The organism is Pseudomonas sp. LFS074, assembly GCF_047978165.1.
Taxonomy (GTDB): Bacteria; Pseudomonadota; Gammaproteobacteria; order Pseudomonadales; family Pseudomonadaceae; genus Aquipseudomonas; species Aquipseudomonas putida_P.
This window is the reverse complement of sequence record NZ_JBFPFV010000001.1, coordinates 2,564,537-2,590,011: the sequence shown is the minus strand read 5'-3', so window position 1 is coordinate 2,590,011 and position 25,475 is coordinate 2,564,537. Positions and strand designations below refer to the sequence as shown.

Below are 25,475 nucleotides of genomic sequence, written 5' to 3'. Positions count from 1 at the left end.
TGTTTTATTGAAACGCACCCAAGTGGCGCGTCCGATACAGTCCCGCGAAAGCCGTTTCATTCTGCCAGCGGCCCCGGTCAAGCGGAACGCTACAGAATGCACACCACCATCGGGATTTTGTGCAGTGTGAAAAGCCCGGGTGACAGTTTGCACAATGCACCTGCCAGAAGGCTTGACCCGGCAGTCACATCTTGTAGGTCGAAAGCAGAATGCTGGTCTCGGTGTTTTCGATGTGTGGTATCGAGCGAATGGTGTTCAACGCCCGGTCGAAGGCCTCGAGGGTGTCGGCGCGCAGTTCGGCCATCAGGTCCCAGCGGCCATTGGTGGTATGGATGGCCACCACGTTGGGGTGCCCGCGCAGCGCGTGCTTGACCTCTGCGGCGTGGTGGCCGCTGATACCGATGCTGGTGATTGCGCGCACGCCCTGCTCCAGCGCATCGGAGCGCAGGCGTACCGTGTAGCCGATGATCACGCCCTGCTCTTCGAGCCGGGTAATACGGTTTTGCACGGTTGCCCGTGCCACCTTGAGCTTCTTTGCCAGGGTCAGCACGGGGGTGCGTGCATTGTCCCGCAACAGTGCAATCAGTTCCCGATCAATAGTGTCCATAGGCCTGCCAAATAATCAGATTGCTACTTTGGGGTGGCAGATTGTCTAGAAAGTTGACAAAACTGGCAACCTGCATTCTTCCGATTGACGCAACCTTTCATCAAAATGTTCACGCCACTTCAACAATCTCAAGCGTGTACCCGGAAGTACAGGGGTGACCGCGCAATAACAAGGTGCAAGAGCATGACGTATTTCATTGATGTTCCAACCATGTCGGACTTGGTACATGACATTGGCGTAGCGCCCTTCATTGGTGAACTGGCGGCAGCCATTCGCGAAGACTTCAAACGCTGGCAGGAGTTTGACAAGTCTGCGCGAGTTGCCAGCCATTCGGAAGTGGGTGTAATTGAACTGATGCCGGTCGCCGACAACAGCCGCTATGCCTTCAAATACGTCAACGGCCACCCGGCCAACACGGCCCGCGACCTGCATACGGTCATGGCCTTCGGCGTGCTGGCCGATGTCGACACCGGTTACCCGGTGCTGCTGTCCGAGCTGACCATCGCCACCGCCCTGCGCACCGCTGCGACTTCGCTGATGGCAGCCCAGGCACTGGCCCGGCCCAACTCGCGCAAGATGGCGTTGATTGGCAACGGCGCACAAAGCGAGTTCCAGGCACTGGCCTTCCACAAGCACCTGGGCATCGAAGAAATCGTAGCCTACGACACCGACCCGCTGGCCACCGCCAAGCTGATCGCCAACCTCAAGGAATACAGTGGCCTGACCATCCGCCGGGCCGGCTCGGTGGCCGAAGCGGTGAAAGGCGTGGACATCATCACCACGGTGACCGCCGACAAGGCCTACGCCACCATCATCACCCCCGACATGCTCGAACCCGGCATGCACCTGAACGCTGTGGGTGGTGACTGCCCAGGCAAGACCGAGCTGCACGCCGATGTACTGCGCAAGGCCCGAGTGTTCGTCGAGTACGAACCGCAAACCCGTGTCGAAGGTGACATCCAGCAGTTGCCGGCAGACTTCCCGGTGATCGATTTGTGGCGCGTGCTGCGCGGTGAAAGCGAGGGCCGCCAAAGCGTCAGCCAAGTCACCGTGTTCGATTCGGTGGGCTTCGCCCTGGAAGACTACACCGTACTACGGTACGTACTACAGCAAGCTGAAAAGCGCGCCATGGGCGCGAAGATCGACCTGGTGCCATGGGTAGAAGACGACCCGAAAGACCTGTTCAGCCATACCCGCGGCCGCGCGGGCAAAAGCCGCATCCGACGCGTTGCCTGACCCTGCTCCCAACCCGGTATTCCCACATGGCATTTCCAACGCGTTCGATTCAAGCACCTGCAGCCGTGGTCATGGTCCGGCCACATGCCTTCACCCCCAACCCAGAGACCGCAGCCGACAACTCGTTTCAACGCAGCCACCCGAGCCTCGCCGCACAAGCGCTGGCCGAGGTGGCACGTGATGAAGTCACCCAGGCCGTCGGTCGCCTTGAGGCCGAAGGCGTACGGGTACACCTGTTCGATGACTTCGGCGAACTCAATACCCCTGACTCGGTATTCCCCAACAACTGGTTCTCCACCCACCCCGGAGGGCACATCGCGATCTACTCGATGTACTCGCGCAACCGCCGCCGCGAGCGGCGCACCGATGTGATCGAAATGCTCAAGCATGAGTACCGCGTACAGGATGTCATCGACTATTCAGGGCTGGAGCAGGACGAACTGTTCCTCGAAGGGACCGGCGCCATGGTGTTCGACCACCTGTCACGGGTGGCCTACACCGCGCGTTCCAACCGCGCCGACCCGATTGCTCTCGAACGTTTCAGCACACACTTCAACTTTGAACCGATGGTGTTCGACACGGCCGATGAACAAGGCACGCCGATCTACCACACCAATGTGCTGATGTGCGTGGCGACCGAGTTTGCCCTGGTAGGCTTCGGCACCTTCACCAACAAGGCGCGAGCCGAGGAAGTGCGCATGCGCCTGATTGAATCGGGGCGCGATGTGATCGACCTGAGCAACCAGCAAATCAGCCAGTTTGCCGGCAATGCCATCGAACTGTCCGGGCGTGACGGGCGCATTCTGGCGCTGTCACGCAAGGCCTTCGACAGCCTGAACGCCGAGCAACGCCAACGCATCGAACGCTCGGCGCGGCTGGTGCCACTGGACGTGCCGACCATCGAGATGGCCGGCGGCTCGGTGCGCTGCATGATTGCCGGCATTCACCTGTCGCCCCGCCTGGCTGCGGCGTACACCTGCGCCGGATGACTCGCGGCCTTGGTGCTGGTTGACGCGGTCGGTGTAGGAGCGGCCCTGTGTCGCGAAAGGGCCGCCACGCGGCCCCAGCAACTTGTGCACCACCGCTGAAATTCTGGGGCTGCTTTGCAGCCCTTTCGCGACACAAGGCCGCTCCTACAGCGACCGCGTCAGATCGTCAGGCCGCGTCAGATGCCACCACCTGCCAATAGCTGCGTCATCACCTCGGCCAACGCCTTGACCATCACATCTGCCGTCGGCCGGTGGACGATGACGATCTCATAGCTGTCGACCTCCGGCAGCCCTTGCCCTGCCCCCAGCACCCGGTGCTCACCAGTGGCCGCCCTTGGTGGCAGCAGGCTCACGCCCATGCCATCGGCGACCGCGGCCTGGATGCCACTGAGGCTGGAACTGGTGAAGCTGATACGCCAGCGTCGGCCCATGCCTTCGATCGCGTTGATCATGTCTTCGCGGTACAGGCCGCGTGGCGGGAAGGTCACCAGCGGGATCGGGTCGAGCTCGAAGGCGGGCGTACGCGCGCTGTCGATCCATTGCAGGCGCTCTGGCCAGCAGGCCACGCCCTCGCGGGTGTTGCGCCGCTGCTTGAGCAGCACCAGGTCAAGTTCACCATTGTCGTAGGCCTGGCTGAGGTCCCGGCACAAGCCACTGGTCACTTCCAGCTTCACCTGTGGCTGCAGCCGGCTGAAGGCCGACAACGCATTGGTGGTACGCCCGCCAACGAAGTCCTCGGGCACGCCAAGGCGCACGGTGGTACCCACCATCGCCCCGGCCAGGGCCTCGAGCATCTGGTCGTTCAGCGCCAGCATGTGCCGGGCATAGCCGAGCAGGGTTTGCCCGGCATCGGTCGGTAGCACATCACGGTTGCCGCGTACCAGTAGGCGGTGGCCGACCATGTCTTCCAGGCGGCGCACCTTCTGGCTGATCGTCGACTGGGTCGAATGCAGGCGCGCGGCAGCGGTGGTGAAGCTGCCGCAATCGGCCACCACGACAATGGCGCGCAGCAGGTCGAGGTCGAACAGAGCCCTATTCGATTTCACGCTGATAGACATCTTGGTATTCAACTACTGAATGGCGAACCTGCGTTCTATCACGGCTAGTCGCCAAGGGCCACACCTTCCCGCCGAGGGTCGGCACCACCTGACCAACCCTCGCCACTGCGCTGAATGATCTGCATGCCGCTGGTCATGGTCATCGGTGTCACGTCGTGTCCCCAGGCCGCCAACTGGCGGATCAGCGACGGGCTGGCCAGCCCTGCTTCCACTTCGGTACCCGCATTGCGGCTGCCGAAGTTGGGCAGGCCGGCGGCCTGCTGCGGGTCGAGCTGCCAATCCAGCAGGCCGACCAGCGCCTTGTTCACGTAACCAATGATCTGAGAACCGCCCGGCGAGCCGAGGCTGGCCACAAGCTCGCCAGAGGCACGCGAGAACACCAAGGTCGGCGCCATGGCCGACAGTGGCCGCTTGCCCGGCTGCACCCGGTTGGCCACCGGCTTGCCGTGCTCTTGGGGGGTGAAGGAAAAGTCGGTCAGGTGATTGTTGAGCAGGAAGCCTTTGACCATCAGGTGCGAACCGAATGCGGCCTCCACCGAGCTGGTCATGGCCAAGGCCTGCCCACTGTCATCCACGGCACTGAGGTGCGACGTGGAAATGCGCAATGGCGAGCGGTCAGGCGCCAGGGCCAGGTCCGCGCCTTGCGGCCGGCCCGGCAGTGCACGCTTCATGCTGTATTCACCGATCAAGGCGGCGCGGCTGGCCAGGTAGGCGGGATCGGTCAGGGCCTTGACCGGGACCGGCACATAGTCGCTGTCAGCCAGGTACTGGGCGCGGTCGGCATAGGCCAGGCGTTCGGCCTCGGCAATCAGATGCACGGCCAGTGGCGGTGCCTCCAGCCGGGCCGGGGACGAGGTGGCCAGCGGACGCAGCGCTGCCAGGTCGCGCTGGGGCGCAGCGTGTTGCACGGCTTCGAGCATGCCCAAGGTCTGCAGCACCGTCACCCCGCCCGACGATGGCGGCGGCATGCCGCATATTCGCCAGGCTTTGTAAGGGCCACACACCGGCTCGCGCTCCTTGGCCTGATACTGCTGCAAGTCCTGCAGCGACAGGTAACCCGCATTGGCATGGCTGCGCACCTTGGCCACAATGGCTTCGGCAATTTCACCGCTGTAGAACGCCTCGGGGCCTTCTGCCGCGATCCGCTCGAAGGTGTAGGCCAACTCAGGGTTTCGCAGTGTTGTGCCCACTGCCAGCGGCTTGCCCTGTTCATCCAGAAAATAGCGAGCCATTGCGGGTGAACGGCCAATGTAGGGGTCCCCGGCCAGCAACGTGTGCAGGCGCTCGGAAACCGCGAAACCGTTGCGTGCCAGGGCAATGGCCGGGGCGAACAGGTCGCGCCAAGGCAGCTTACCGTGTTGATCGTGGGCCAGTTTCAAGGCACGTAGCACCCCTGGCACGCCGACCGAACGGCCACCAATCTGCGCTGCCCGGAACGGCATCGGTGTACCGTCGGCTTGCAGGAACAGCTTCTCTGTCACCGCCGCCGGCGCAGCCTCGCGACCGTCGAATGCCTGTACGCGCCTGCCGTCCCAATACAAGATGAACGCCCCGCCGCCAATGCCACTGGACTGGGGTTCGACCAGGGTCAGCACCATCTGCATGGCGATGGCAGCGTCAATCGCACTGCCCCCGGCACGCAATATCGCCCGCCCCGCTTCACTGGCCAGCGGGTTGGCGGCAGCGGCCATGTGCCGGCTGGCGTGCACCGGCTGCAGCCCGCTGCGGTAACCAGAGGCCAGCTCCGGTGGTGCGGGCAGCACCTGGTCGGCACAGGCCCAGCCACTGGCAGCCACCAGGCACAGAGCGCTCATCAGCGGCGTAGAAAATTTCATCGTCTTGCTTCCTGCCTTCAACTATTCAGCCAGGCACTGTCGGTCATGCGCAAAGTTAACTTCAAGCCTTGCCGCGATTTTTCTAGGATGTAGCCAGGTCGATAAGGAGCCCGCCCATGCGTTTATCAATTGCCGCGACGCTGTTTGCCCTGTGCACCAGCCTTGCCACCCACGCCGAGACCCGCACTGTGGACAACCGCCTGCACAACGCCGCCCGCCACGATGACGTGCGCACTTTGCAACAATTGCTGGGGCAAGGTGCCCGGCTGGACAGCCGTGATGAGCAAGGGCGCACTGCCCTGCTGGTGGCGACCCACGGCAACCAGCTGGCGGCGGCGAAAGCCCTGATCGAAGCCGGGGCCGATGTGAATGCCAAGGACAACATCGACGACAGCCCCTACCTGTATGCTGGCGCCCGGGGCCTGAACGACATCCTGCGGCTGACCCTGCGCCACGGGGCGGACCTCAAGAGCACCAATCGTTACGGCGGCACCGCGCTGATTCCGGCTGCCGAGCGCGGGCATGTCGAGACCGTGCAAATGTTGATTGATGCCGGCGTTGACGTGAACCACCTTAACCGGCTGCACTGGACCGCGCTTATGGAGGCCGTGGTGCTGGGCGATGGCGGGCCGCGGCATGTGGAGGTCGTGCGGCGGTTGCTGGCGGCCGGGGCGGATCGGCAGATTGCCGACAAGGACGGGGTGACCGCGCTGGAGCATGCGCGGCAGCGGGGGTATCGGCAGATGGAGATGCTGCTGGCCCGCGAGTAAAGCTTGGCGTTGAAATGCTGGGGCGCAAAGCGCCCCTTAGAAATCACACCACTTCTTCGAACGGCAGCCCCACATAGTTCTCGGCAATGTTCACCAGCCCCGCTGGCGAGGTCAGGAAATACTCGCGGTCAGCCTCCTGCATCTTCTGGTCCCAGGCATCCTTGTGGCTACCGAAGTCATGCAGCAGCTGGGTCATGAACCAGCTGAAGCGCTCGCCTTTCCATACCCGGCGCAAGGCCAGCGGCGAGTACTGCTGCAACAGGTCGGTGCGCCCTTCGCGGTATACCTTGAGCAGAATGCGGTACAGGTAGTTGACGTCCGAAGCGGCCAGGTTAAGGCCTTTGGCGCCGGTAGGCGGGACGATGTGCGCGGCGTCACCCACCAGGAACAAGTGGCCATACTGCATCGGCTCCACCACCAGGCTGCGCAGTGGCGCAATGCTTTTTTCCAGGGCTGGGCCCGTAACCAGGTCTGCCGCTACGTCGGCTGGCAAACGGGCTTTCAGCTCGTCCCAGAAACGCTCGTCAGACCATGCTTCGACCCGGTCCTGCAAAGGTACCTGCAGGTAGTAGCGGCTGCGGGTTTGCGAGCGTTGGCTGCACAACGCGAAACCTCGCTCGTGGTGGGCATAGATCAACTCGTGGTTGACCGGTGGGGTGTCCGACAGCAGGCCCAGCCAGCCAAACGGGTAAACCCGCTCGTACTGTTTCAGCACGCCCTCGGGAATGCTTTGCCGAGAGACGCCGTGGAAGCCGTCACAGCCGGCGATATAGTCACAGTCCACCCGATGCACCTGGCCGTCTTTTTCGAAGGTGAGATACGGCTTCTCGCCCTTCAGTTCGTGCGGCTGGACATTGCTGGCTGAATAGATGATTGGCGCGTCGTTGGCTTCACGGGCCTGCATAAGATCACGGGTGACTTCGGTCTGCCCATAGACCATCACCGTCTTGCCACCGGTGAGGGCCTTGAGGTCCAGGCGTTGGCGGCGCCCGCCAACCAGCAGCTCGACACCTTCGTGCACCAGGCCCTCGCGGTCCATGCGTTCTGAGACTCCGGCTTCGCGCAACAGGTCGACAGTACCTTGCTCCAGCACCCCGGCGCGGATGCGACCAAGGACATATTCGGCCGTCTGGCGTTCGAGGATGACGTTATCGATACCGGCCTTGTGCAGCAGCTGGCCCAGCAGCAGGCCCGATGGACCTGCACCAATAATTGCAACCTGAGTTTTCATTGTTGTTGTCTCTTGTTCGGACGATGCCGGCCCAGGACTGGCAGTGGGCCCGCATCTGCTGTTAGGGTTTGCCCTTGCATTTTTACTGGCAAAAAACGCCAGTTAACTGTGCTATTCCATGCAAAACCTGCACTTTTACAAAAAACGTTCGATTAACGGACAGGTCAGCCCAGATGAAATCCACCCTCCCCGGCGTCCCGTTGTTCAAGCTGTATGGCGAAAACCAGGCGTGGCCCGGCACTGACCTGATGCATTGCGAATCGATCCCGGCACGCAGCCGCCTGCATCACTGGGAGATCAAGCCGCACCAGCATGCCGAGCTGTTCCAATTGCTGTATGTGCAGCGCGGCCAGGCCCAGGTGGAGATCGAGGGGGTGCGCAGTGCCATCGATGAGGCGGCGATCCAGGTGGTACCGCCGATGACCGTGCATGGCTTTCGCTTCAGCGCCGATATCCAGGGCTACGTGCTGACCTTCGGCACTGCGCTGGTAGCGAATCTGGAACAACGCCTGGGTGCGCCACTGACCGTGCTGGCACAACCTGCCTGTTACCCGCTGGGGCATGAGCGCGTGCACCTGCGCAGCCTGATCGACACCCTGCATCAGGAGTACCAAGGCAATGCCCCGGCGCGCGCGGCAATGCTTGAAGCATTGGTTACCGCGCTTATGGTATGGATCAGCCGCCGCCAACAGTTGGGGCAAGCGCCACGTAACCGCGATGAGCGTGACCGCCTGTTGCTGGGGCAGTATTTGCGCCTGGTTGAAGCGCATTATCGCGAGCATCTGTCGGTAGAGGATTTTGCCGCGCGGCTGAATGTACCGAGCTTGCAGCTTAACCAGCTGTGCCGGGCGCTCAGTGGCCAGACTGCGCTGCAGGTTGTGCACCAGCGTTTGTTGCTGGAGGCTCGGCGTAACCTGATTTACACGCGGATGAGCATCGGGCAGTTATCGGATAGCCTGGGGTTCACCGACCCGACTTACTTTGCGCGGTGGTTCAAGCGTTTGAGCGGGCAGACGCCCAATGGATATCGGCGATCGGGGCAGCCTGACTGATTTGCAGCCGCCTGCTTGACGTATACGTCAACCTGCCTTCAGGATAGCCGCATACCCCACGCCGAGCCCCAGCATGAGCACCCAGACCTACAGCATCTCCGACCTGTCCCGCGAGCTGGACATCACCACCCGCGCGATTCGCTTCTACGAGGAACAGGGCCTGTTGAGCCCAGAGCGCCGTGGCCTGGAGCGTATCTACTCGCCGCGCGACAAGGTCAGCCTGAAGCTCATCCTGCGCGGCAAGCGCATCGGCTTTTCTTTGGCCGAGTGCCGCGAGCTGATCGAGCTGTACGACCCCACCAGCGGCAACCTCAAGCAGCTCAACAGCATGCTGGCGAAAATCGCCGAGCGTCGCGCCCAGCTGGAGCAGCAGATGCTCGACATTCACCAGATGCAACTGGAACTGGACACCGCCCAGGAGCGCTGCGAACAAGCCCTGGCCGCCACCCTGAACAACAAAGACAACCGCTGAACGCCATAGGAAACCCGCCATGTCCTTGCCCAAACACGTCCGCCTGGTCGAAGTAGGCCCCCGCGACGGCCTGCAGAACGAAGCCCAGCCCATCAGTGTCGCCGACAAGGTGCGACTGGTTGACGACCTCACCGAAGCAGGCCTGGCCTACATCGAAGTGGGCAGTTTCGTCTCGCCCAAGTGGGTGCCGCAGATGGCCGGCTCTGCCGAGGTGTTCGCCGGCATTCAGCAACGCCCAGGCGTGATCTATGCAGCGCTGGCGCCGAACCTGCGCGGCTTCGAGGACGCCCTGGCTGCCGGGGTGAAAGAAGTGGCGGTTTTCGCTGCGGCCTCCGAAGCGTTCTCGCAGCGCAACATCAATTGCTCGATCAGTGACAGCCTCAAACGCTTCGAGCCCATCATGGAGGCTGCGCGCAGCCATGGTGTGCGCGTGCGTGGGTATGTGTCGTGCGTGCTCGGCTGCCCTTATGAGGGCAAGGTCAGTGCCGAGCAGGTGGCCCCGGTGGCTCGCGCCCTGCACGACATGGGCTGCTACGAGGTCTCGCTGGGCGACACCATCGGTACCGGCACCGCCGGCGACACCCGCCGCCTGTTCGAGGTGGTCTCGGCGCAAGTACCGCGCGAGCAACTGGCCGGGCACTTCCATGACACTTATGGTCAGGCCCTGGCCAACGTCTATGCCAGCCTGCTTGAAGGCATCAGCGTGTTCGACAGCTCGGTGGCCGGGTTGGGCGGTTGCCCTTACGCCAAGGGCGCTACCGGCAACATCGCCAGTGAAGACGTGGTGTACCTGCTGCAAGGGCTGGGTATTGAAACCGGCATCGACCTGGGCCGGCTGATCGCCGCCGGCCAGCGCATCAGCAGCGTGCTGGGCCGCGACAACGGGTCGCGGGTAGCACGGGCGCGCAGCGCGCAATAAGTCACACGGGTGTCACATACGTGTGGGTGAAGTGTTACCGCCCCCACGTTTCACAGCAAAAAATCGGGTAACAGGGAAACAAATCGACAAAATTTCAGGCCAAGCGGTTTTGACGAAAAAAGCTAAGTGCTTGATTTTAAAGGGTTTGTAAAAGTTGGCACGCACCCTGCTATATCTTCGGTACAACAACAAAAAAAATGTGACACCCAATAAAAACAACAGGTAACGGCTCTGACATAACAAGAACAACACGGCAGAGGCGTAGCAAGCAGATTTTTTTGGAGTCGACACGCTTTTCAGGGGTACGCCCCGCGGTCTGGCACAGAACAATAAAACTACCTCAAGGTAGCAGCAGCCAGGTTCGGATCAGCCATGATGAAAGCAGGTCAGCGCTCAAAAAAATACGTTTGCTCTTGACCCCGCATGGGGGTCGCCCGCAACACCAGGACAAGCCGACAAAAACAACAATAGGCCGGTCCCAATAATAAAAAAAGAGCAGGCAACAACGCTTTGAGGGGAGCTTCGGCTCCCCTCAGTGCTTCCTGCCCTCTTCCTCCTTCTGCTTCTCCTCATCCTGCCCTTCGACCTTCTCTACCAGTAACGGCATCGTGCCCAGCACCAACAGGGCCAGTACCGTGCTGATCAGTGCCGTGGCTTCGCGGCCCATGCCAGCTGCTGTACCGATGGCTGCTGTCATCCACAACCCGGCAGCAGTAGTCAGGCCTTTCACATGGCTGGTGTCCTGGCCGTTACCCTTGAGGATGGTGCCCGCCCCCAGAAAGCCGATCCCGGCGACGATGCCCTGGATCACCCGGCTCAACGCTTGCTCGTCAGCCCCGGCCATACTGGGTGCCAGCACGAACAAGGCGGCCCCCAGCGAGACCAGCATATGGGTACGCACCCCGGCAGACTTGCCTTTGTGTTCACGCTCGAATCCCAGCACGGCACCAAGTACCGCAGCCATCAGCAGGCGCACAAGGATTTGTGTAACCTCGCGCTCATCGGTGACATCGGCGAACTCGGCCTGGATTGCTTGCCAGATGACGTCCATCGCGGTGGTGCCCCTGCCTGAACATCGTGCTTGCATGGTTGACCTCTGCACACAGGGCAAAGTGCCGCTCAGCCTGCCGATGCAGCAACCAGCCCCAAACCGCGGTCCACCCTGTAACCCCCCCAGGAGGACCACCCCATGCCCATTGAAGTCGACGAAACCACGCGCCGTTGCACACTGATCGGCGAAGACCTGCGCATCGAAGGTGAAGGCCCTGATATCGAAATCATCACCGACGAACAGTTGCATATGTCGGTGGCCCTGCTTGCGGGCCAGCGTGTGCCGATCACTGAAGCCGAGGCCGACGCACTCACCGTGGCGGGTGCGGTGGATAGCCGCAGGCATCTGAAGGCTAGCGTGCCAGGCTCGGTAATCTAAGGCCTGGCGGGGCCAAGCGGTAAATCTGATATGGTTTTTATCGCAAAACCTGAACCTGTGCTGATAACAGGTTCAAGGCCATAGTGCTCATGCCTGATCGAGGCCTGATGAGCACCGAGCCATGAACGATAGAATCCCTTTTACAGAGATCGCCACCGCCCCAGCCAGCCCCCAACCGCGACGCACCGACAGCGGCATCCATACCCGCAGCTTCACCGGGCTGTACCGCAACCTGCGCATCGGCTTTGCCGGCGCCCTGTTCGTGCTGTTCTTCGGCACCGCCTGGCTGAACTGGAACGGCCGCCAGGCCGTGCTGTGGGACCTGGGTAACAGTAAATTCCATATCTTCGGCGCCACGTTCTGGCCACAGGACTTCATCCTGCTGTCAGCGCTGCTGATCATCTGCGCCTTTGGCTTGTTTGCCATCACCGTCTATGCCGGGCGGGTATGGTGCGGTTACAGCTGCCCACAAAGTACCTGGACCTGGCTGTTCATGTGGTGCGAAAAGGTGACCGAGGGTGACCGTAACCAACGCATCAAGCTGGCCGCCGCGCCCTGGAGCCTGAACAAACTGGCGCGCCGCACGCTCAAGCACAGCCTGTGGCTGGCCATTGGCGTAGTCACCGGGCTGACCTTCGTCGGTTACTTCACCCCGATCCGGCCACTGGCTGCAGAGCTGTTCACCCTGCAACTGGGTGGCGTGGCGTTGTTCTGGGTTCTGTTCTTCACGGCCGCCACCTACATCAACGCCGGCCTGCTGCGCGATGCCGTGTGCCTGCATATGTGCCCGTATGCGCGCTTTCAGAGCGTGATGTTCGACAAGGACACCCTGGCAGTCGCCTATGACCCGCGTCGTGGCGAAACCCGTGGCCCCCGCAAGAAAGGCAGTGACGTTCAAGCTCAGGGCTTGGGCGACTGCATCGATTGCACCTTGTGCGTGCAGGTGTGCCCCACCGGCATCGACATTCGCGATGGCTTGCAGATGGCCTGCATCGGTTGCGCCGCGTGCATAGACGCCTGTGACGGGGTGATGGACAAGATGGGTTACGCCCGAGGCCTGATTGGCTACAAGTCCGAGCACAGCCTGCAAGGCGGTACCACTCACTGGCTACGCCCGCGCCTGCTGGGCTACGCCGCTGCACTGGTGGTGATGATCGGGGCGCTGGTGGTGGCCTTGCAGTTGCGCCCGATGGTGTCGCTGGATGTGATCAAGGACCGCGGCCTGTTCCGTGAAAACGCCCTGGGCCAGATCGAGAACATCTACCTGCTCAAGGTCATCAACAAGACCGAACGTACCCAGCATTATGAGCTGCGCCTGGTGGACGCCGACGGCTTTGCCTTGCAGGGCAACACCGCATTGGTCATCCCTGCGGGTGAAATGAGCGAATTGCCGGTGTCGGTGGCGATGCTCGCCGAACGCCCGACCAGCAGCTCGCAGACGCTGAGTTTTGAAATCAGCGAACGTGACGACCCCGCTATCCGTAGCGTGGCGCACAGTCGCTTCGTCGCCCCCATGAACCGTTGATCCCTTACACTGACACCACCTTGCCTGCCAGGCTTCGACAGAAGGCCAGAATGAAACGCTACGAACGCTTCGCCGACGACATTGCCGAACTGATTCGCTCCGGGGTGCTGGGCCCCGGCCAGCGCGTGCCTTCGGTGCGCTACGCCAGCCAGACCCACGGGGTCAGCCCGTCTACTGTGTTCCAGGCCTATTACCTGCTGGAGCGGCGCGGGTTGATTCGCGCCCGGCCGCGCTCCGGGTATTTCGTCAACGCCCACGCTCCGCGCCAGTTCAGCGAGCCGCAGGCGCTGCAGCCGGTCAGCGAGTCTACCGACGTGGACGTCAGCGCGTTGGTGTTCTCCATCCTCGACTCGATCAAAGACCCCAACACCATACCGTTCGGCTCGGCCTTCCCCAGCCCCGAGCTGTTCCCCCTGCAACGCTTGTCGCGCTCGCTGGCCAGCGCCAGCCGCAGCATGGACCCGCGCATGGTGGTGACGGACCTGTCGCCGGGCAACCCGCAGCTGCGCCGGCAAATCGCACTGCGTTACATGGTCGGCGGGCTGATGTTGCCCATGGAAGAGCTGCTGATCACCAACGGTGCGCTGGAAGCCTTGAACCTGTGCCTGCAGGCAGTGACCCAGCCGGGTGACCTGGTCGCGATCGAAGCCCCCGCCTTCTATGCCTGCCTGCAGGTGCTGGAGCGGCTCAAGCTCAAGGCCGTGGAGATTCCGGTGCACCCGCGCGAGGGCATGGACCTGGGGGTACTTGCGCAAACCCTGGAGAAGCACCCGGTTAAAGCCGTGTGGTGCATGACCAACTTCCAGAACCCGGTGGGTGCGAGCATGCCAGAAGCCAAGAAGCAGGCTTTGGTTGAGTTGCTGACACGCCATCAGGTGCCGTTGATCGAAGACGACGTCTATGCCGAGCTGTACTACTCGCAACAGGCGCCCAAGCCAGCCAAGGCTTTCGACACCCAAGGCCTGGTCATGCACTGCGGTTCGTTCGCCAAAAGCCTGGCACCGGGCTATCGCATTGGCTGGGTGGCCGCCGGGCGCTTTGCGCAGAAGATCGAACGGCTGAAACTGATGACTTCGTTGTGTGCCTCGATGCCGGCCCAGGCGGCCATCGCCGACTACCTGCAACACGGCGGCTACGACCGCCACCTGCGCAAACTGCGCTACGCCCTGGAAGGCCAGCAGGCCAACATGCTGGCGGCCATCGCGCGCCACTTCCCGGCGCAGACGCGGGTCAGCCAGCCCTCTGGCGGCTACTTCCTATGGCTGGAACTGCCCGAGCAAATGGACGCCCTCAAGCTGTTCCACATGGCCTTGGCGCAAGGGATCAGTATCGCTCCCGGGCCAATCTTTTCACCCACCCGGCGCTTCGGCAACTGCATCCGCCTGAACTACGGCAGCCCCTGGCACGACGGTGCCGAGCGGGCCATGGAAACCCTTGGGCGGATCATTCGCTCGTTTTGATAGCGACTGGCCCGAGGGGCGACTATAGTTGCTCGATCCGTTCATCGGGCCCTCGCCATGCAACCAGACGCGCCTCCGTCGATTATCCAGTTGCAAGCGCGTGTCGCAGAGCTGGAGGCGCGCCTGGCAGAGCGCGAAGACACCTCACAAGCACACATCAAGCTGCTGGGCGAACTGCTCGACAGCAGCCTGGCCAATGTATTCGCTGCCGACCGCAAGATGCGCCTGGTGGCCATCAACCGTACGGCACGCGAAACCTTCGAACGTTACCGAGGTTTCGTACCGCAGATTGGCGACCACGTATCGCAGTTTCTGACCAACCAACCCGACATCATGGACCGTCTGGCCCCAGTATGGCCGCGCGTAATGGCCGGCGAAGCGTTCATCGACACCATCACCCTCGGGCCCGTTGACGCACCACGCCATTACGAAATCCGTTGCCACCCGTTGCTCGATATTCAGCAACGCATCCAGGGCGGCTACATGTTCGCCTATGACATCACCGAGCGCACGGCCGAACAGCAACGCCTGCGCCAGGCCGAGGAAGCGTTGCGTCAGTCGCAAAAAATGGAAGCGGTCGGCCAGTTGACCGGTGGTATTGCCCACGACTTCAATAACCTGCTGGGCAGCCTGCTAGGTGCGCTGGAACTGGCCGAGCAGCGCTTGCGCGAACAACGCCACGCCGACACCGCGCGCATGCTGGAACTTTGCCGCAACACCACGATACGCGCCGCCACGCAGGTACAGCGCCTACTGGCCTTCTCGCGCCAGCAAACGCTGATGCCGCAACCCATCGATGTGCAGTGCTTGGTTGCCGGTATGCAAGACTTGATCGCCAGTTCTACCGGTCCTCACATTGATTTCCACGACCAGACATTGGCCGGACTGTGGCAGATTCGCATCGATCCGCAGCAACTGGAAAATGCCTTGCTGAACCTGTGCATCAATGCCCGAGATGCCATGCCCTTGGGCGGTATCCTCAGCATCTCGTGTGCAAACAGTGACCTTGCTGTGGCCGAGGCCGGGCAACTGGACCTGCCCGCAGGGCGGTATTTGCACATTCGCGTCACCGATACCGGCATGGGCATGTCCAACGAAGTGATGCAGCGAGCCCTTGAACCCTTCTTCACCACCAAACCGCTCGGACAAGGTACCGGCCTGGGGCTGTCCATGGTCTATGGCTTCGTCCGCCAGTCCGGCGGGCAGTTGCAGATCGAAAGCGTGGCTGGGCAAGGCACGTGCATTCACCTGTATTTTCCTCAGGAAGAGTACATCAGTGCCGACAACCCACCTGTGCCAGCCACAACCTGTGTTGTGCTTTCCGCCCCCCGTGTGCAGCGGGTCATGCTAGTGGAGGACCAGTCCGCCATGCGCTTGGTGCTCGTCGAAGTACTGACTGAACTTGGCCATGAAGTACAGGCTTTCGACGTTGGCCGCCCGGCACTTGAGGCGCTGCATGCGGGCCCGCTACCGGACTTGCTCATCACAGATGTCGGCCTACCCGGAGGTATCGACGGTTATCAGCTGGCAGAGGCGTTTCAAGGGTTTCAGGCCAACGCCCCGGTATTGCTGATCACCGGCTATGACGCTGCCGAGCTCCCGCCCAGTACCCGTCCCGACAGCCGCACCGAGCTGCTGTCCAAACCGTTCGACCTGCAGAGCTTCTGCAGTCGGGTAAACCGCTTGCTGGGTATTGCGCCGCCGCAACGCTGATCGTCTATCCGCCAGCAGGTGAACACGTTAAAGTTTGCTTCTCCTCTTTTTGTCGGACAACGGCATGCCCTCCCGCGACCTGCTCTCCCTGCGTCAACAAGTCGAAGCTCTGCAACGGCAGAACGCACTATTGGAAGCACGTCTTGCCAGCCTTCAAGACCATGATCAGGGCTTTTACCGGTCGTTGTTCGACACCATGGACGAAGGCTTTTGCATCATCGAATTCTTCGACGGCCCGCACGGTCCGTTGAGTGACTATGTGCATGTGCTGGCCAACGCGGCCTACGCCAAGCACGCTGGTATTCCCAACGTGGTCGGGCAGAAGCTGCGCGAGATGGTGCCTGACGAGGCCGATGACTGGGTGGCGCGCTATGGCGCTGTACTTCGTACCGGCGACCCCCTGCACTTCGAGCAGGAGCTGGTCGCCACCGGCCATGTGCTATCAGTAACCACTTTTCGCGTAGAGCCAGCCGAAAAGCGTCAGGTAGCCGTGTTGTTCAAGGACGTGACCGAACGCCGGCGTGCGGAGCAAGCCCTGCAGCGCCTGAACGAAGAGCTCGAGCAACGCGTGAACACGGCACTGGCAGAGCGACGCTTGTTTGCAGAGTTGGTCGACCACAGTGTGGTCAATGTGCATGTGCTCGACAACGACATGCGCTGGCTGGCCATCAACCGCCAGGCCAAGCTTGATTTCCAGCTGCTGTTTGGGAAAACCCCGGAAATCGGCGATTGCCTGACAGATCTGATAGATGATGGGCTTCACGGTCAGGCGCTGAACCTGACCTTGTGGAAGCGCGCCCTGGCGGGTGAGCAGTTCGTAGAAGTCGGCACCTTCGGCAAGGAGCCCCTGGCGCGCCATTACGAGCTGCGCTTCAACGCCCTGCGCGACCATGAAGGAGAAATACAAGGGGCCTTTCTGTTCGCCTACGACATCACTGAGCGGGTGCAAGAGCAGGATCGCTTGGCCAAGGCCGAAGAAGCCCTTCGTCAAGCGCAGAAGATGGAAGCCGTGGGCCAGCTCAGCGGCGGCATCGCCCACGACTTCAACAACTTGCTGGGCGGCATACTCGGCGCTCAGGAACTGATGCGCCAACGCCTGGACCAATCACGCTTCGACGCCCTGGAGCCGTTGCTGGAGCTGTCCAGCGGCTCGGCGCAGCTGGCCTCTTCGCTGGTGCACCGGCTGCTGGCGTTCTCCCGCCAGCAGACCCTGCAACCCTGCTCCACGCAGGTGGCCACATTGGTGGCCGGCATGGAAGAGTTGCTGCGCCGCACCATAGGCCCGGAAATTACCCTGAACAGCCAGTTCGCCAGCCAGCTGTGGCCGACCTTCATCGACCCGCCACAACTGGAAAGTGCCCTGCTCAACATTTGCATCAACGCCCGCGACGCCATGCCTGCGGGTGGTTTGATCGACATCATCGGCGACAACCTGCAAATTGACGAAGCGCAGGCCCAGGCATTGGAGATACCTGCCGGCGAGTACGTGCGGCTAAGCATCGTCGACAACGGTAAAGGCATGTCGGCCGAAGTGGCGGAGCGCGCAGTCGACCCGTTTTTCACCACAAAACCTATCGGCCAGGGCACCGGCCTGGGGTTGTCGATGACTTACGGCTTCGTGCGCCAATCGGGAGGGCAATTGCGCGTGTTGTCCGTACTTGGTGAAGGTACACGAATCGAGCTGCTGTTCCCACGACACCATGAGCAACCCAAAGCCCCAGCGCCCAAGGCCCGCGACACGCGACTTGAAAAAAGCAGCACGGCGGCACGGCGAATCCTGCTGATCGAGGACCAGGCGGCCTTGCGCATGGTGGTCGGCGAAGTGCTGGAGGAGCTGGGCTACCAGGTGGACGCTTTCGAGAATGGCCCGACTGCCCTCGCCCACCTGCAACGTGGCGAACGGCCAGACCTGCTGCTGAGCGATATCGGCCTGCCGGGCGGCCTGAATGGTCGCCAGGTGGCCGAACGCTGCCGTGAGCGCTACCCAGACATCAAAGTGTTGTTCATCACTGGCTACGACGAAAGCGCGGCGCTCAGCGACGGCCAGTTGCTGCAAGGTACATTGGTGCTGACCAAGCCGTTCGAGCTGGAAGTGCTGGCCGAGCGGGTACGAGAACTGCTGGAGGATTGACGGGCGCGTTCAGCGCCCGCCGCTCAGGTCGATGAAACTACCGGTGGAATAGGATGCTTTGTCCGAGAGCAGCCAGAGGATGGCCTCGGCCACTTCCTCGGGGCGTCCACCGCGGCCCATGGGCAAGCCGGGTTCGAGCTTGCTGACGCGATCCGGGTCACCGGACAGCGCATGGAAACCGGTGTGGATATAGCCCGGTCGTACGCCATTGACCCGTACGCCCTCGCCTGCCACCTCTTTGGCCAGGCCGATGGTGAAGGTATCGAGCGCGCCCTTGGAGGCTGCATAGTCGACATATTCATTGGGTGAACCAAGCCGTGCGGCCACCGACGACACGTTGACGATGGCCCCGCCCTGCCCGCCATGCCGGTGCGCCATGCGCAGCAAGGCGTGCTTGGCGCAGAGCATGGGGCCGACGACGTTGGTCTTCATGATCTTGAGCAGGCGGAACTCGGACATTTCCTCAACGCGGCTTTGCTGGCCGATGGTACCGGCGTTGTTGACCAATGCGGTGACCGGGCCGAGTTCTTCGTCGACGCGCTGGAACAGTTGGATGATTTCATCCTCGACGCTGGCGTCGGCGCGCACGGCAATGGCCTCGGCGCCCAGGGCGCGTACCTGGCCGAGGATGTTTTGCGCAGCCTGGTCGTCGGTGTGGTAATTGATGCAGATGCGGTAGCCGTGACGGGCGGCCAGCAACGCCGTGGCGGCGCCGATACCGCGGCTGCCGCCGGTGATGACGATGACGTTCTCCATGAATGTGCCAATCGTTTGGGGAAGGGAGGATCGACAATAGGCGAAAAGGCGACGTAGGGGAATGACCAAGGTCAGCTCCCACCTCCGGTTCCCACCCCACTCCGGCTCTTGATCTTGCTCTTGCTCTTGCTCTTGCTCTTGCTCTTGCTCTTGCTCTTGATCTTGCTCTTGCTCTTGCTCTTGCTCTTGCTCTTGATCTTGATCTTGATCTTGATCTTCGCGACTTCAGGAGGCCGAACGTAGGCCTTGCGGAGGGAGGTGACGGGCATGGATGCCCGTCAAGCGCTGGGCCCCAGGATGGGGCCTGCAGCGCGGTCCTCCCGGGAGCAAGGCCGGAGTGAGGGGACCCCGGAGCGCAGCGTAGGGGCCGGATGATGGGAGCGCAGCGTTTTTTGGTTACTTTTTGTCGCGTTTGACAAAAAGTGACTCGCCGTAAGGGCGAAAAGGTGAGTCAGTGTCGCCATCGCAAACGGACTGTGCGCCGGGTCAAAACAGACAAACTCTGCTTCTTGCTTCTTGGATGTGGGCCTTCACACCGAGTAAACATTCATTCACGCAGATCGTCGCCTGGACTATCACGCGCTTAGAAGCAAACGCCGAAGCAAGAGCAAGAGCAAGAGCAAGAGCAAGAGCAAGAGCAAGAGCAAGAGCAAGAGCAAGAGCAAGAGCAAGAGCAAGAGCGTTTGAATCTAATCGTGTACGTGCTCAATGCCCAGCCGACGCCGGCCCCGCCTTGGCCGTAAACGGTGGCTTGGCAAACCACACCAACAGAATCAACCCAGCAAACACCCAGGTCATCAAAGTGAAGTAGTCCACCGTGGACATCATGTAAGCCTGCCCATTGAGTATCTGCTCCAGTTGCGCATAGCTCTGCGGGCTGGCCCCACCCAACTGCTCAAGTGTATGCCGCGTCGCCGGGTCGAACTGGCTGATGTTCTCGCTCAGGTAGGCATGATGCTGGTCCGCCCGCCGAATCCAGATCCACGTCGTCAACGAAGCCGCAAAACTCCCGCCCAAGGTACGCAGGAACGTCGCCAGCCCAGAACCATCGGCAATCTGGTGCGGCGGCAGGTCGGACAGCAGAATGCTCAAGGTCGGCATGAAGAACAACGCCACCCCAATACCCATGAACAACTGCACCAAGGCCACATGCTGGAAGTCCACTTCACTGGTGAACCCCGCGCGCATGTAACAACTGGTACCGATCGCCAGGAACGCCAGCCCCGCCAGCACCCGCAAGTCGAACCGGTGCGCATACTTGCCCACGAAAGGCGACATGATCACCGGCAGCAAGCCAATCGGCGCCACCGCCAGGCCCGCCCAGGTCGCGGTGTAGCCCATCTGCGTCTGCAACCACTGCGGCAGGATCAGGTTGATACCGAAGAACCCGGCATACCCCCCGACCAGCACGATGGTGCCGACGCGGAAGTTTCGATGCACGAACAAACGTAGATTGACCACCGGGTGGCGGTCGGTCAGCTCCCAGATCACGAACACCGCCAGAAACACCACCGAGATCAGGCTGCCGACGATGATGAAGGATGACTCGAACCAGTCCAGGTCGTTGCCTTTATCCAACACCACCTGCAAGGCGCCGACGCCGATGATCAGCGTGAGCAGGCCGATGTAGTCCATCGGTTGACGACTGGTGACCACCGGCCGCGTACGCATCTGCTGACGCACCACCGCGGCAGCGAACAGGCCGATCGGCACGTTGATGAAGAAGATCCACGGCCAACTGTAGCTATCAGTGATCCAGCCACCCAGAATTGGCCCGGCAATCGGCGCCACCACCGTGACCATCGCCAGTAATGCCAGGGCCATCCCCCGTTTCGCCGGGGGATAAACAGCAATCAGCAGCGTCTGGGTCATCGGGTACAACGGCCCGGCGACCACACCCTGCAGCACACGAAACCCGACCAGCTCGGGCATCGACTGGGCGATACCGCACAGGAACGAAGCCAGCACGAACAGCAGTGTGGCCCAGATGAACAGTTTCACCTCACCAAAGCGGCGGCTCAGCCAGCCAGTCAACGGCAAGGCGATGGCGTTGCTCACCGCGAACGAAGTGATAACCCAGGTACCCTGCTCATAGCTCACCCCCAGGTTGCCGGAAATGGTCGGCAAGGCCACGTTGGCGATGGTGGTGTCGAGCACCTGCATGAACGTCGCCAGCGACAGGCCGATGGTGGTCAGCAGCAGGCTTGGCGGCGTGAACTGGGCAGCGGCGTTGTTGCTCATCGCTGCGCCGTCTTGCCGGGAGCGCTGTTTTCGTGAATCAGCTGAGCAATCAGGTTATCGGCTTCGACCAGCTGGCGGTCATACACCTGGGTGGTGTAACTGGCCTGCTGCGGTGGCTGCTGGGCCAGGGTCGGGCCGCTCTGGTCGTGCAGGTCGACTTCCACCACGGTGGACAGGCCGATCCGCAGCGGGTGGTCCTTGAGCTGGTCGGGGCTGAGGTGGATACGCACGGGTACACGCTGGACGATCTTGATCCAGTTACCGGTGGCGTTCTGCGCCGGCAGCAAGGCAAAGGCACTGCCAGTACCCGCGCCAAGGCTGTCGACCGTGCCGCTGTACTTGACCTCGCTGCCGTACAGGTCAGCGCTGATTTCCACGGGCTGGCCAATGCGCATGTCACGCAGCTGGGTTTCCTTGAAGTTGGCGTCGATCCACACCTGGTCCAGCGGGATTACCGCCATGGTCGCGGTGCCCGGCTGCAGGCGCTGGCCCAGCTGCACGGTGCGCTTGGCGACATAGCCGGTGACCGGCGCAACCAGGGTGGTGCGGGCGTGGTCGAGGTAGGCCTGGCGCAAGTCGGCTGCGGCAGCCATCACCTCGGGGTGCGAGGACACCACGGTGTCGTCGACCAGCGCGCTGCTGGTGCTGAGTTGCTGGCGTGCACTGTTGACGGCGGCCTGGGCCACGCTCAAGTCGTCGCGGGCATGGGACAGCTCTTCTGCGGCAATCGCACCGCTGTCGGCCAGCACCTTGCGCCGGTTGAAGTCCTGCTGCGCCTTGCGCAGTTCGGCCTGGCGCGTTTCCAGCTGGGCCTTGAGCGAGTCGACGTTGCTGTACAGCCCGCGGACCTGGCGCACACTGCGCGCCAGCTTGGCTTCGGCGGACTGCAAGGCCACCTCGCTGTCGGCTGGGTCGAATTGCAGCAACACCTGGCCGGCATGGACCAGGTCGCCGTCATCGGCTCCGATGCTGGTCACAGTGCCGGTGACCAGTGGGGTGATTTCCACGACGTTGCCATTGACGTAGGCATCGTCGGTGCTTTCGTGCCAGCGGCCGACCAGGCTGTACCAGGCCCACGTGCCGATACCACCAAGTATCAGCAGCAACAGCAGGCCAAGCAGCCAGGCCTTGCGCTTGCGCGAGGGCTCGGCGGAGGGAGTCGGGGTGTCTGCGGGAGTGGCCATGACAATACCTTGGATAATTCGTGACAGGGTTCAACGGTCGCCGAAACGGCGGATCGTCAACGGGTCGCCAGCACCGAGCAGCACCTTGGCCAGCAGGCCTTCCAGGGTCTTGAGCTCTTCAGGTGCCAGCACGCCGCACAACTCGTTCATCGCGGCGGCGCCTATTTCTGGCAGGCGGTCGGCCAGACGCTGGCCGTCGGCCGTGAGCGCCAGGCGCACCAAGCGCCGGTCGTCGGCGCAACGGTTGCGCACGATCAGCTCCTTCTGCTCGAGGCGGTCGAGCATGCGGGTCATCGAACCGCTGTCCAGGCCCAAGTAGCGGCACAACTCGGCCGGGGTATCCACCTGGTACTGGGTGACGATGATCAACACCTTGAACTGCGCGGCGGTGACGCCCTCTGATTCGAGGTGCCAGTCGAGAATGCGGTCCTTCAGGATCGCCGCACGGCCAAGCAACATGCCGATGGCGCAGGTCTGGAAGTTTTCGGGAGAGAAATGGGCCATCGAAGACTGCTCGGGTAATTGTGTAAAAATATTACTGCCTAGGCAGTGAATGTCAAAGCTTTGATTAGCTAGCTATGAAAAATTTCATGATTTCTACGGGATACGCCGCTCCAGCAAGGGGCCGTGCAAAAGCGGCTAGCGCGCTTGCAGGCCCAACGCCTCGACCGCCCCGCAGGCAATCGCCATGCCTACCAGCTCCGCCAGGCTAGCCGCCTGCAAGCGTTTCATCACCCGCCCCCGATACAGGTCCACGGTCTTCACGCTGATGCCCAACTGCTCAGCAATCTCGCGGTTGCTCAACCCTTGGACCAGTGGCACGAACACGTCACGCTCACGCGGTGTGAGGCCGTCGATGCGCACCTGCACCATGGCCAGCGCCTGGTCGCCCTGGCGTGCCCGCGCGGCGTGCTCCAGTGCGGCCTGCACACTGTCGAGCAGCAACTGGTCGTTGTAGGGCTTTTCGATGAAGTCGCAGGCACCCGCCTTGAACGCCCGCACCACGATCGGCACATCGGCATGGCCGCTGACGAAGATCACCGGCAACATCAGGCCACGCTCACTCATCGCCTGCTGCACGGCCAACCCGCCCAACCCCGGCATGCGCACGTCCAACAACACACACGCGGGCGCATCGTTCACGCAGGCGTCGAGAAATGCCTGCCCGCTGGCAAACGGCAAGGCTTGCAGGCCCACCGACTGCAGCAGCCACACCGTCGAGTCGCGCATACCCTGGTCGTCATCGACCACATACACTTTCGCTTGCACCCTAGCCTCTCCCTAACCCCTGCTGACCGCCAGCCGGCAGCACAGTACCAAACCGCCGTCGACACCCGCCCGCGCCCACAGGTTGCCACCAAAGCCTTCGATCAGGCTGCGGCTCATACTCAAGCCCAGGCCCAGGCCGTCGGCTTTGCTGGTGGTGAACGGCGTGAAGATTTCATCCAGGCACTCGGGCGATACGCCCGGGCCCTGGTCGGCGACCTCGACGAGCACACCCTCGCCATCGCGGGTGGCGCCGAGCAGGATACGTGACGGTTTTTCCCCGTGCAGCTCGCGGTTGGCATCGATGGCATTGCGCAACAGGTTGAGCAGCACCTGTTCAAGCAACACCCGGTCGGCATACACCGAGGGCAGTTGCGCGCTGATGCGCAGCTCGACCTGCACCTGGTCACGCGCGGCTTCCCAGGCGCACAGGCGCATGGCTTCGCCGGCCACCTCGGCCACGTCCAGTGCCTGCAGGCGTCGCGGTCCCTTGCGTAGAAAGGCGCGCAGGCGGCGGATCACTTCGGCGGCATGAGTGGCCTGCTCGCTGATGCGCTGCAGGCCCTGGCCTACCCGCTCGCGGGCTTGCGGGTCGCGCTCCAGTCCCTGCAAGTAACGCTGGCTGGCGTTGGCGTAGTTAACCACCGCAGCCAGCGGCTGGTTGATCTCATGGGCAATGCCCGAAGCCAGTTCGCCCAGGGTGGCCAGGCGGGCACTGTGTGCCAGGCTTTCCTGCGCTTCGATGCGCAAGGTGATGTCACGGGACACACTGACCACCTCAACCACCGCGCCGGTGTAGGTCTCGCGGATCGCCCGGCTGGCGATTTCGAACCAGCGGTAGCCGCCAGCGGCCTGACGCACCCGGCAGGTCATGGTGTGGTAGCCGTCCTGGTCCAGCGCGGCAGCGGCCTGGCGCAGTACCTGGCGCCGTTCACGCGGGTGCAGCAGGGTGTGCACGGGCATGCCGCGCAGTTGCTCGGGCCACAGGCCGAGCAGGCGAAATGCTGCCGGTGAAGCATCGAGAAAACGGCCATCGGGGCTGTGCCGGGAAATCAGGTCGGTGGTGTTTTCGATGATCAGCCGGTACAGGCGCCGGGCGCGGCTGGCTTCACGTGCACCGTGGCGTTCTTCACTGGCATCACGACAGCGGCCCAGCACCTGTTGGCCCTGGTCATCCGGCATGAACGTCCACAGCACGATGCGCTCGCCGACCTGCACTTCGACATCGCTGATCGCCCGATGCTGGCGCAGGCAGGCACGCACCAGGGCGGCACAGTTGGCCGGCAGCCAATGGACCAGCGCCGGGCCTTCGGCAACCCAGGCCTGCAGGGCTGGGTTGAGCGCCAGCGGGCTGGCATCGCTGGCCAGCAACAGGCTGGGTTGTGGGTCTTTGGCGAGCAAGGGGTAGGCAGTGTTATGCACGATGGGCGGCTCGTTGTTATAGTAGTTTTACTATATTGCTATAGTCGATATTCCTACTACCATAGCGACTCGCGTAAAACTGCGACAGAGGGAGCGGCCCACCGTCCGCCTCCCTGCACCCTGAACAGAGCTAACAATCAGCCATCGGGGGCCAAGCGCACATGCTGCGTCTGCCTCCC

The 25,475-nt window shown here is 62.3% G+C and carries 23 protein-coding genes; 11 read left to right on the top strand and 12 right to left on the bottom strand.

Annotated elements, in window-relative coordinates; all coding sequences use genetic code 11:
* Window positions 1-184 precede the first annotated feature (184 nt).
* Window positions 185-607, bottom strand: a complete 423-nt coding sequence (locus ACNQP3_RS11925; protein WP_012272037.1) for an Lrp/AsnC family transcriptional regulator — start codon at window positions 605-607, stop codon at window positions 185-187.
* 183 nt (window positions 608-790) lie between these two features.
* Between ACNQP3_RS11925 and ACNQP3_RS11920 the strand changes: the two genes are divergently transcribed.
* Window positions 791-1,843, top strand: coding sequence for an ornithine cyclodeaminase (locus ACNQP3_RS11920; protein ID WP_264317070.1), 1,053 nt, complete (start codon window positions 791-793; stop codon window positions 1,841-1,843).
* Window positions 1,844-1,869: 26 nt separating this feature from the next.
* Window positions 1,870-2,832, top strand: coding sequence for a citrulline utilization hydrolase CtlX (gene ctlX, locus ACNQP3_RS11915; RefSeq protein WP_171577261.1), 963 nt, complete (start codon window positions 1,870-1,872; stop codon window positions 2,830-2,832).
* 176 nt (window positions 2,833-3,008) lie between these two features.
* On the opposite strand, the gene ACNQP3_RS11910 is transcribed toward ctlX, so the two are convergent.
* Both ACNQP3_RS11910 and ggt read right to left on the bottom strand, forming a co-directional pair.
* Window positions 3,009-3,890, bottom strand: a complete 882-nt coding sequence (locus ACNQP3_RS11910; protein WP_012272034.1) for a LysR substrate-binding domain-containing protein — start codon at window positions 3,888-3,890, stop codon at window positions 3,009-3,011.
* 44 nt (window positions 3,891-3,934) lie between these two features.
* Window positions 3,935-5,725, bottom strand: coding sequence for a gamma-glutamyltransferase (ggt, locus tag ACNQP3_RS11905; RefSeq protein WP_264317069.1), 1,791 nt, complete (start codon window positions 5,723-5,725; stop codon window positions 3,935-3,937).
* Window positions 5,726-5,841: 116 nt separating this feature from the next.
* On the opposite strand from ggt, the gene ACNQP3_RS11900 reads away from it, so the two are divergent.
* Window positions 5,842-6,495 carry an ankyrin repeat domain-containing protein gene (locus ACNQP3_RS11900; protein WP_264317068.1) on the top strand — a complete coding sequence of 218 codons (654 nt, stop codon included), beginning with the start codon at window positions 5,842-5,844 and terminating at the stop codon, window positions 6,493-6,495.
* Window positions 6,496-6,538: 43 nt separating this feature from the next.
* Here ACNQP3_RS11900 and pobA read toward each other — a convergent pair whose 3' ends face one another.
* On the bottom strand, window positions 6,539-7,726 hold the full coding sequence (gene pobA / locus ACNQP3_RS11895; protein ID WP_264317067.1) for a 4-hydroxybenzoate 3-monooxygenase: 1,188 nt from the start codon (window positions 7,724-7,726) through the stop codon (window positions 6,539-6,541).
* A gap of 173 nt (window positions 7,727-7,899) precedes the next feature.
* On the opposite strand from pobA, the gene ACNQP3_RS11890 reads away from it, so the two are divergent.
* The 3 genes from ACNQP3_RS11890 to ACNQP3_RS11880 all read left to right on the top strand — a co-directional run bounded on the left by ACNQP3_RS11890 (window position 7,900) and on the right by ACNQP3_RS11880 (window position 10,169).
* Window positions 7,900-8,778, top strand: a complete 879-nt coding sequence (locus tag ACNQP3_RS11890) for a helix-turn-helix domain-containing protein (RefSeq protein WP_060493451.1) — start codon at window positions 7,900-7,902, stop codon at window positions 8,776-8,778.
* 73 nt (window positions 8,779-8,851) lie between these two features.
* Entirely contained in the window at window positions 8,852-9,250 is a 399-nt protein-coding gene (locus ACNQP3_RS11885; RefSeq protein WP_003247847.1) for a MerR family transcriptional regulator, read from the top strand.
* Between the two features lie 19 nt (window positions 9,251-9,269).
* On the top strand, window positions 9,270-10,169 hold the full coding sequence (locus tag ACNQP3_RS11880; RefSeq protein ID WP_264317066.1) for a hydroxymethylglutaryl-CoA lyase: 900 nt from the start codon (window positions 9,270-9,272) through the stop codon (window positions 10,167-10,169).
* Between the two features lie 532 nt (window positions 10,170-10,701).
* Here the strand turns inward: ACNQP3_RS11880 and ACNQP3_RS11875 are convergent.
* Window positions 10,702-11,220: an MgtC/SapB family protein gene (locus ACNQP3_RS11875; protein ID WP_003247836.1), complete on the bottom strand. Its 519-nt coding sequence runs from the start codon at window positions 11,218-11,220 to the stop codon at window positions 10,702-10,704.
* 138 nt (window positions 11,221-11,358) lie between these two features.
* Between ACNQP3_RS11875 and ACNQP3_RS11870 the strand changes: the two genes are divergently transcribed.
* From ACNQP3_RS11870 to ACNQP3_RS11850, 5 genes are all read left to right on the top strand, one after another.
* Window positions 11,359-11,598 (top strand): DUF3203 family protein, encoded by a 240-nt coding sequence (locus ACNQP3_RS11870; RefSeq protein WP_012272027.1) that lies wholly within the window; start codon window positions 11,359-11,361, stop codon window positions 11,596-11,598.
* Window positions 11,599-11,719: 121 nt separating this feature from the next.
* Window positions 11,720-13,123 (top strand): cytochrome c oxidase accessory protein CcoG, encoded by a 1,404-nt coding sequence (gene ccoG / locus ACNQP3_RS11865; protein ID WP_012272026.1) that lies wholly within the window; start codon window positions 11,720-11,722, stop codon window positions 13,121-13,123.
* 50 nt (window positions 13,124-13,173) lie between these two features.
* Window positions 13,174-14,583, top strand: coding sequence for a GntR family transcriptional regulator MpaR (gene mapR / locus ACNQP3_RS11860; protein WP_012272025.1), 1,410 nt, complete (start codon window positions 13,174-13,176; stop codon window positions 14,581-14,583).
* A 57-nt stretch (window positions 14,584-14,640) separates the two neighbouring features.
* On the top strand, window positions 14,641-16,296 hold the full coding sequence (locus ACNQP3_RS11855; protein WP_060514194.1) for a PAS domain-containing sensor histidine kinase: 1,656 nt from the start codon (window positions 14,641-14,643) through the stop codon (window positions 16,294-16,296).
* Window positions 16,297-16,360: 64 nt separating this feature from the next.
* The gene (locus tag ACNQP3_RS11850) at window positions 16,361-18,427 is read left to right on the top strand and encodes a PAS domain-containing protein (protein ID WP_060493454.1); all 2,067 of its coding nucleotides are present in this window, start codon (window positions 16,361-16,363) and stop codon (window positions 18,425-18,427) included.
* A 9-nt stretch (window positions 18,428-18,436) separates the two neighbouring features.
* Here the strand turns inward: ACNQP3_RS11850 and ACNQP3_RS11845 are convergent, their stop codons facing one another.
* From ACNQP3_RS11845 to ACNQP3_RS11815, 7 genes are all read right to left on the bottom strand, one after another.
* Window positions 18,437-19,183, bottom strand: a complete 747-nt coding sequence (locus ACNQP3_RS11845) for an SDR family oxidoreductase (protein ID WP_264317065.1) — start codon at window positions 19,181-19,183, stop codon at window positions 18,437-18,439.
* A gap of 71 nt (window positions 19,184-19,254) precedes the next feature.
* Window positions 19,255-19,452: a hypothetical protein gene (locus ACNQP3_RS11840; RefSeq protein WP_264317064.1), complete on the bottom strand. Its 198-nt coding sequence runs from the start codon at window positions 19,450-19,452 to the stop codon at window positions 19,255-19,257.
* A 436-nt stretch (window positions 19,453-19,888) separates the two neighbouring features.
* Window positions 19,889-21,424, bottom strand: a complete 1,536-nt coding sequence (locus ACNQP3_RS11835) for a DHA2 family efflux MFS transporter permease subunit (RefSeq protein ID WP_012272020.1) — start codon at window positions 21,422-21,424, stop codon at window positions 19,889-19,891.
* A complete protein-coding gene (locus ACNQP3_RS11830) occupies window positions 21,421-22,608 on the bottom strand; it encodes an HlyD family efflux transporter periplasmic adaptor subunit (RefSeq protein WP_012272019.1) in 1,188 nt (395 codons plus the stop codon). Before ACNQP3_RS11830 ends, ACNQP3_RS11835 begins: the two co-directional genes overlap by 4 nt.
* Before the next feature lie 30 nt (window positions 22,609-22,638).
* The gene (locus tag ACNQP3_RS11825) at window positions 22,639-23,112 is read right to left on the bottom strand and encodes a MarR family winged helix-turn-helix transcriptional regulator (protein WP_012272018.1); all 474 of its coding nucleotides are present in this window, start codon (window positions 23,110-23,112) and stop codon (window positions 22,639-22,641) included.
* A 135-nt stretch (window positions 23,113-23,247) separates the two neighbouring features.
* Window positions 23,248-23,877 (bottom strand): response regulator transcription factor, encoded by a 630-nt coding sequence (locus tag ACNQP3_RS11820; protein ID WP_264317063.1) that lies wholly within the window; start codon window positions 23,875-23,877, stop codon window positions 23,248-23,250.
* 12 nt (window positions 23,878-23,889) lie between these two features.
* Entirely contained in the window at window positions 23,890-25,296 is a 1,407-nt protein-coding gene (locus ACNQP3_RS11815) for a sensor histidine kinase (RefSeq protein WP_060514198.1), read from the bottom strand.
* Between the last annotated feature and the right edge of the window lie 179 nt (window positions 25,297-25,475).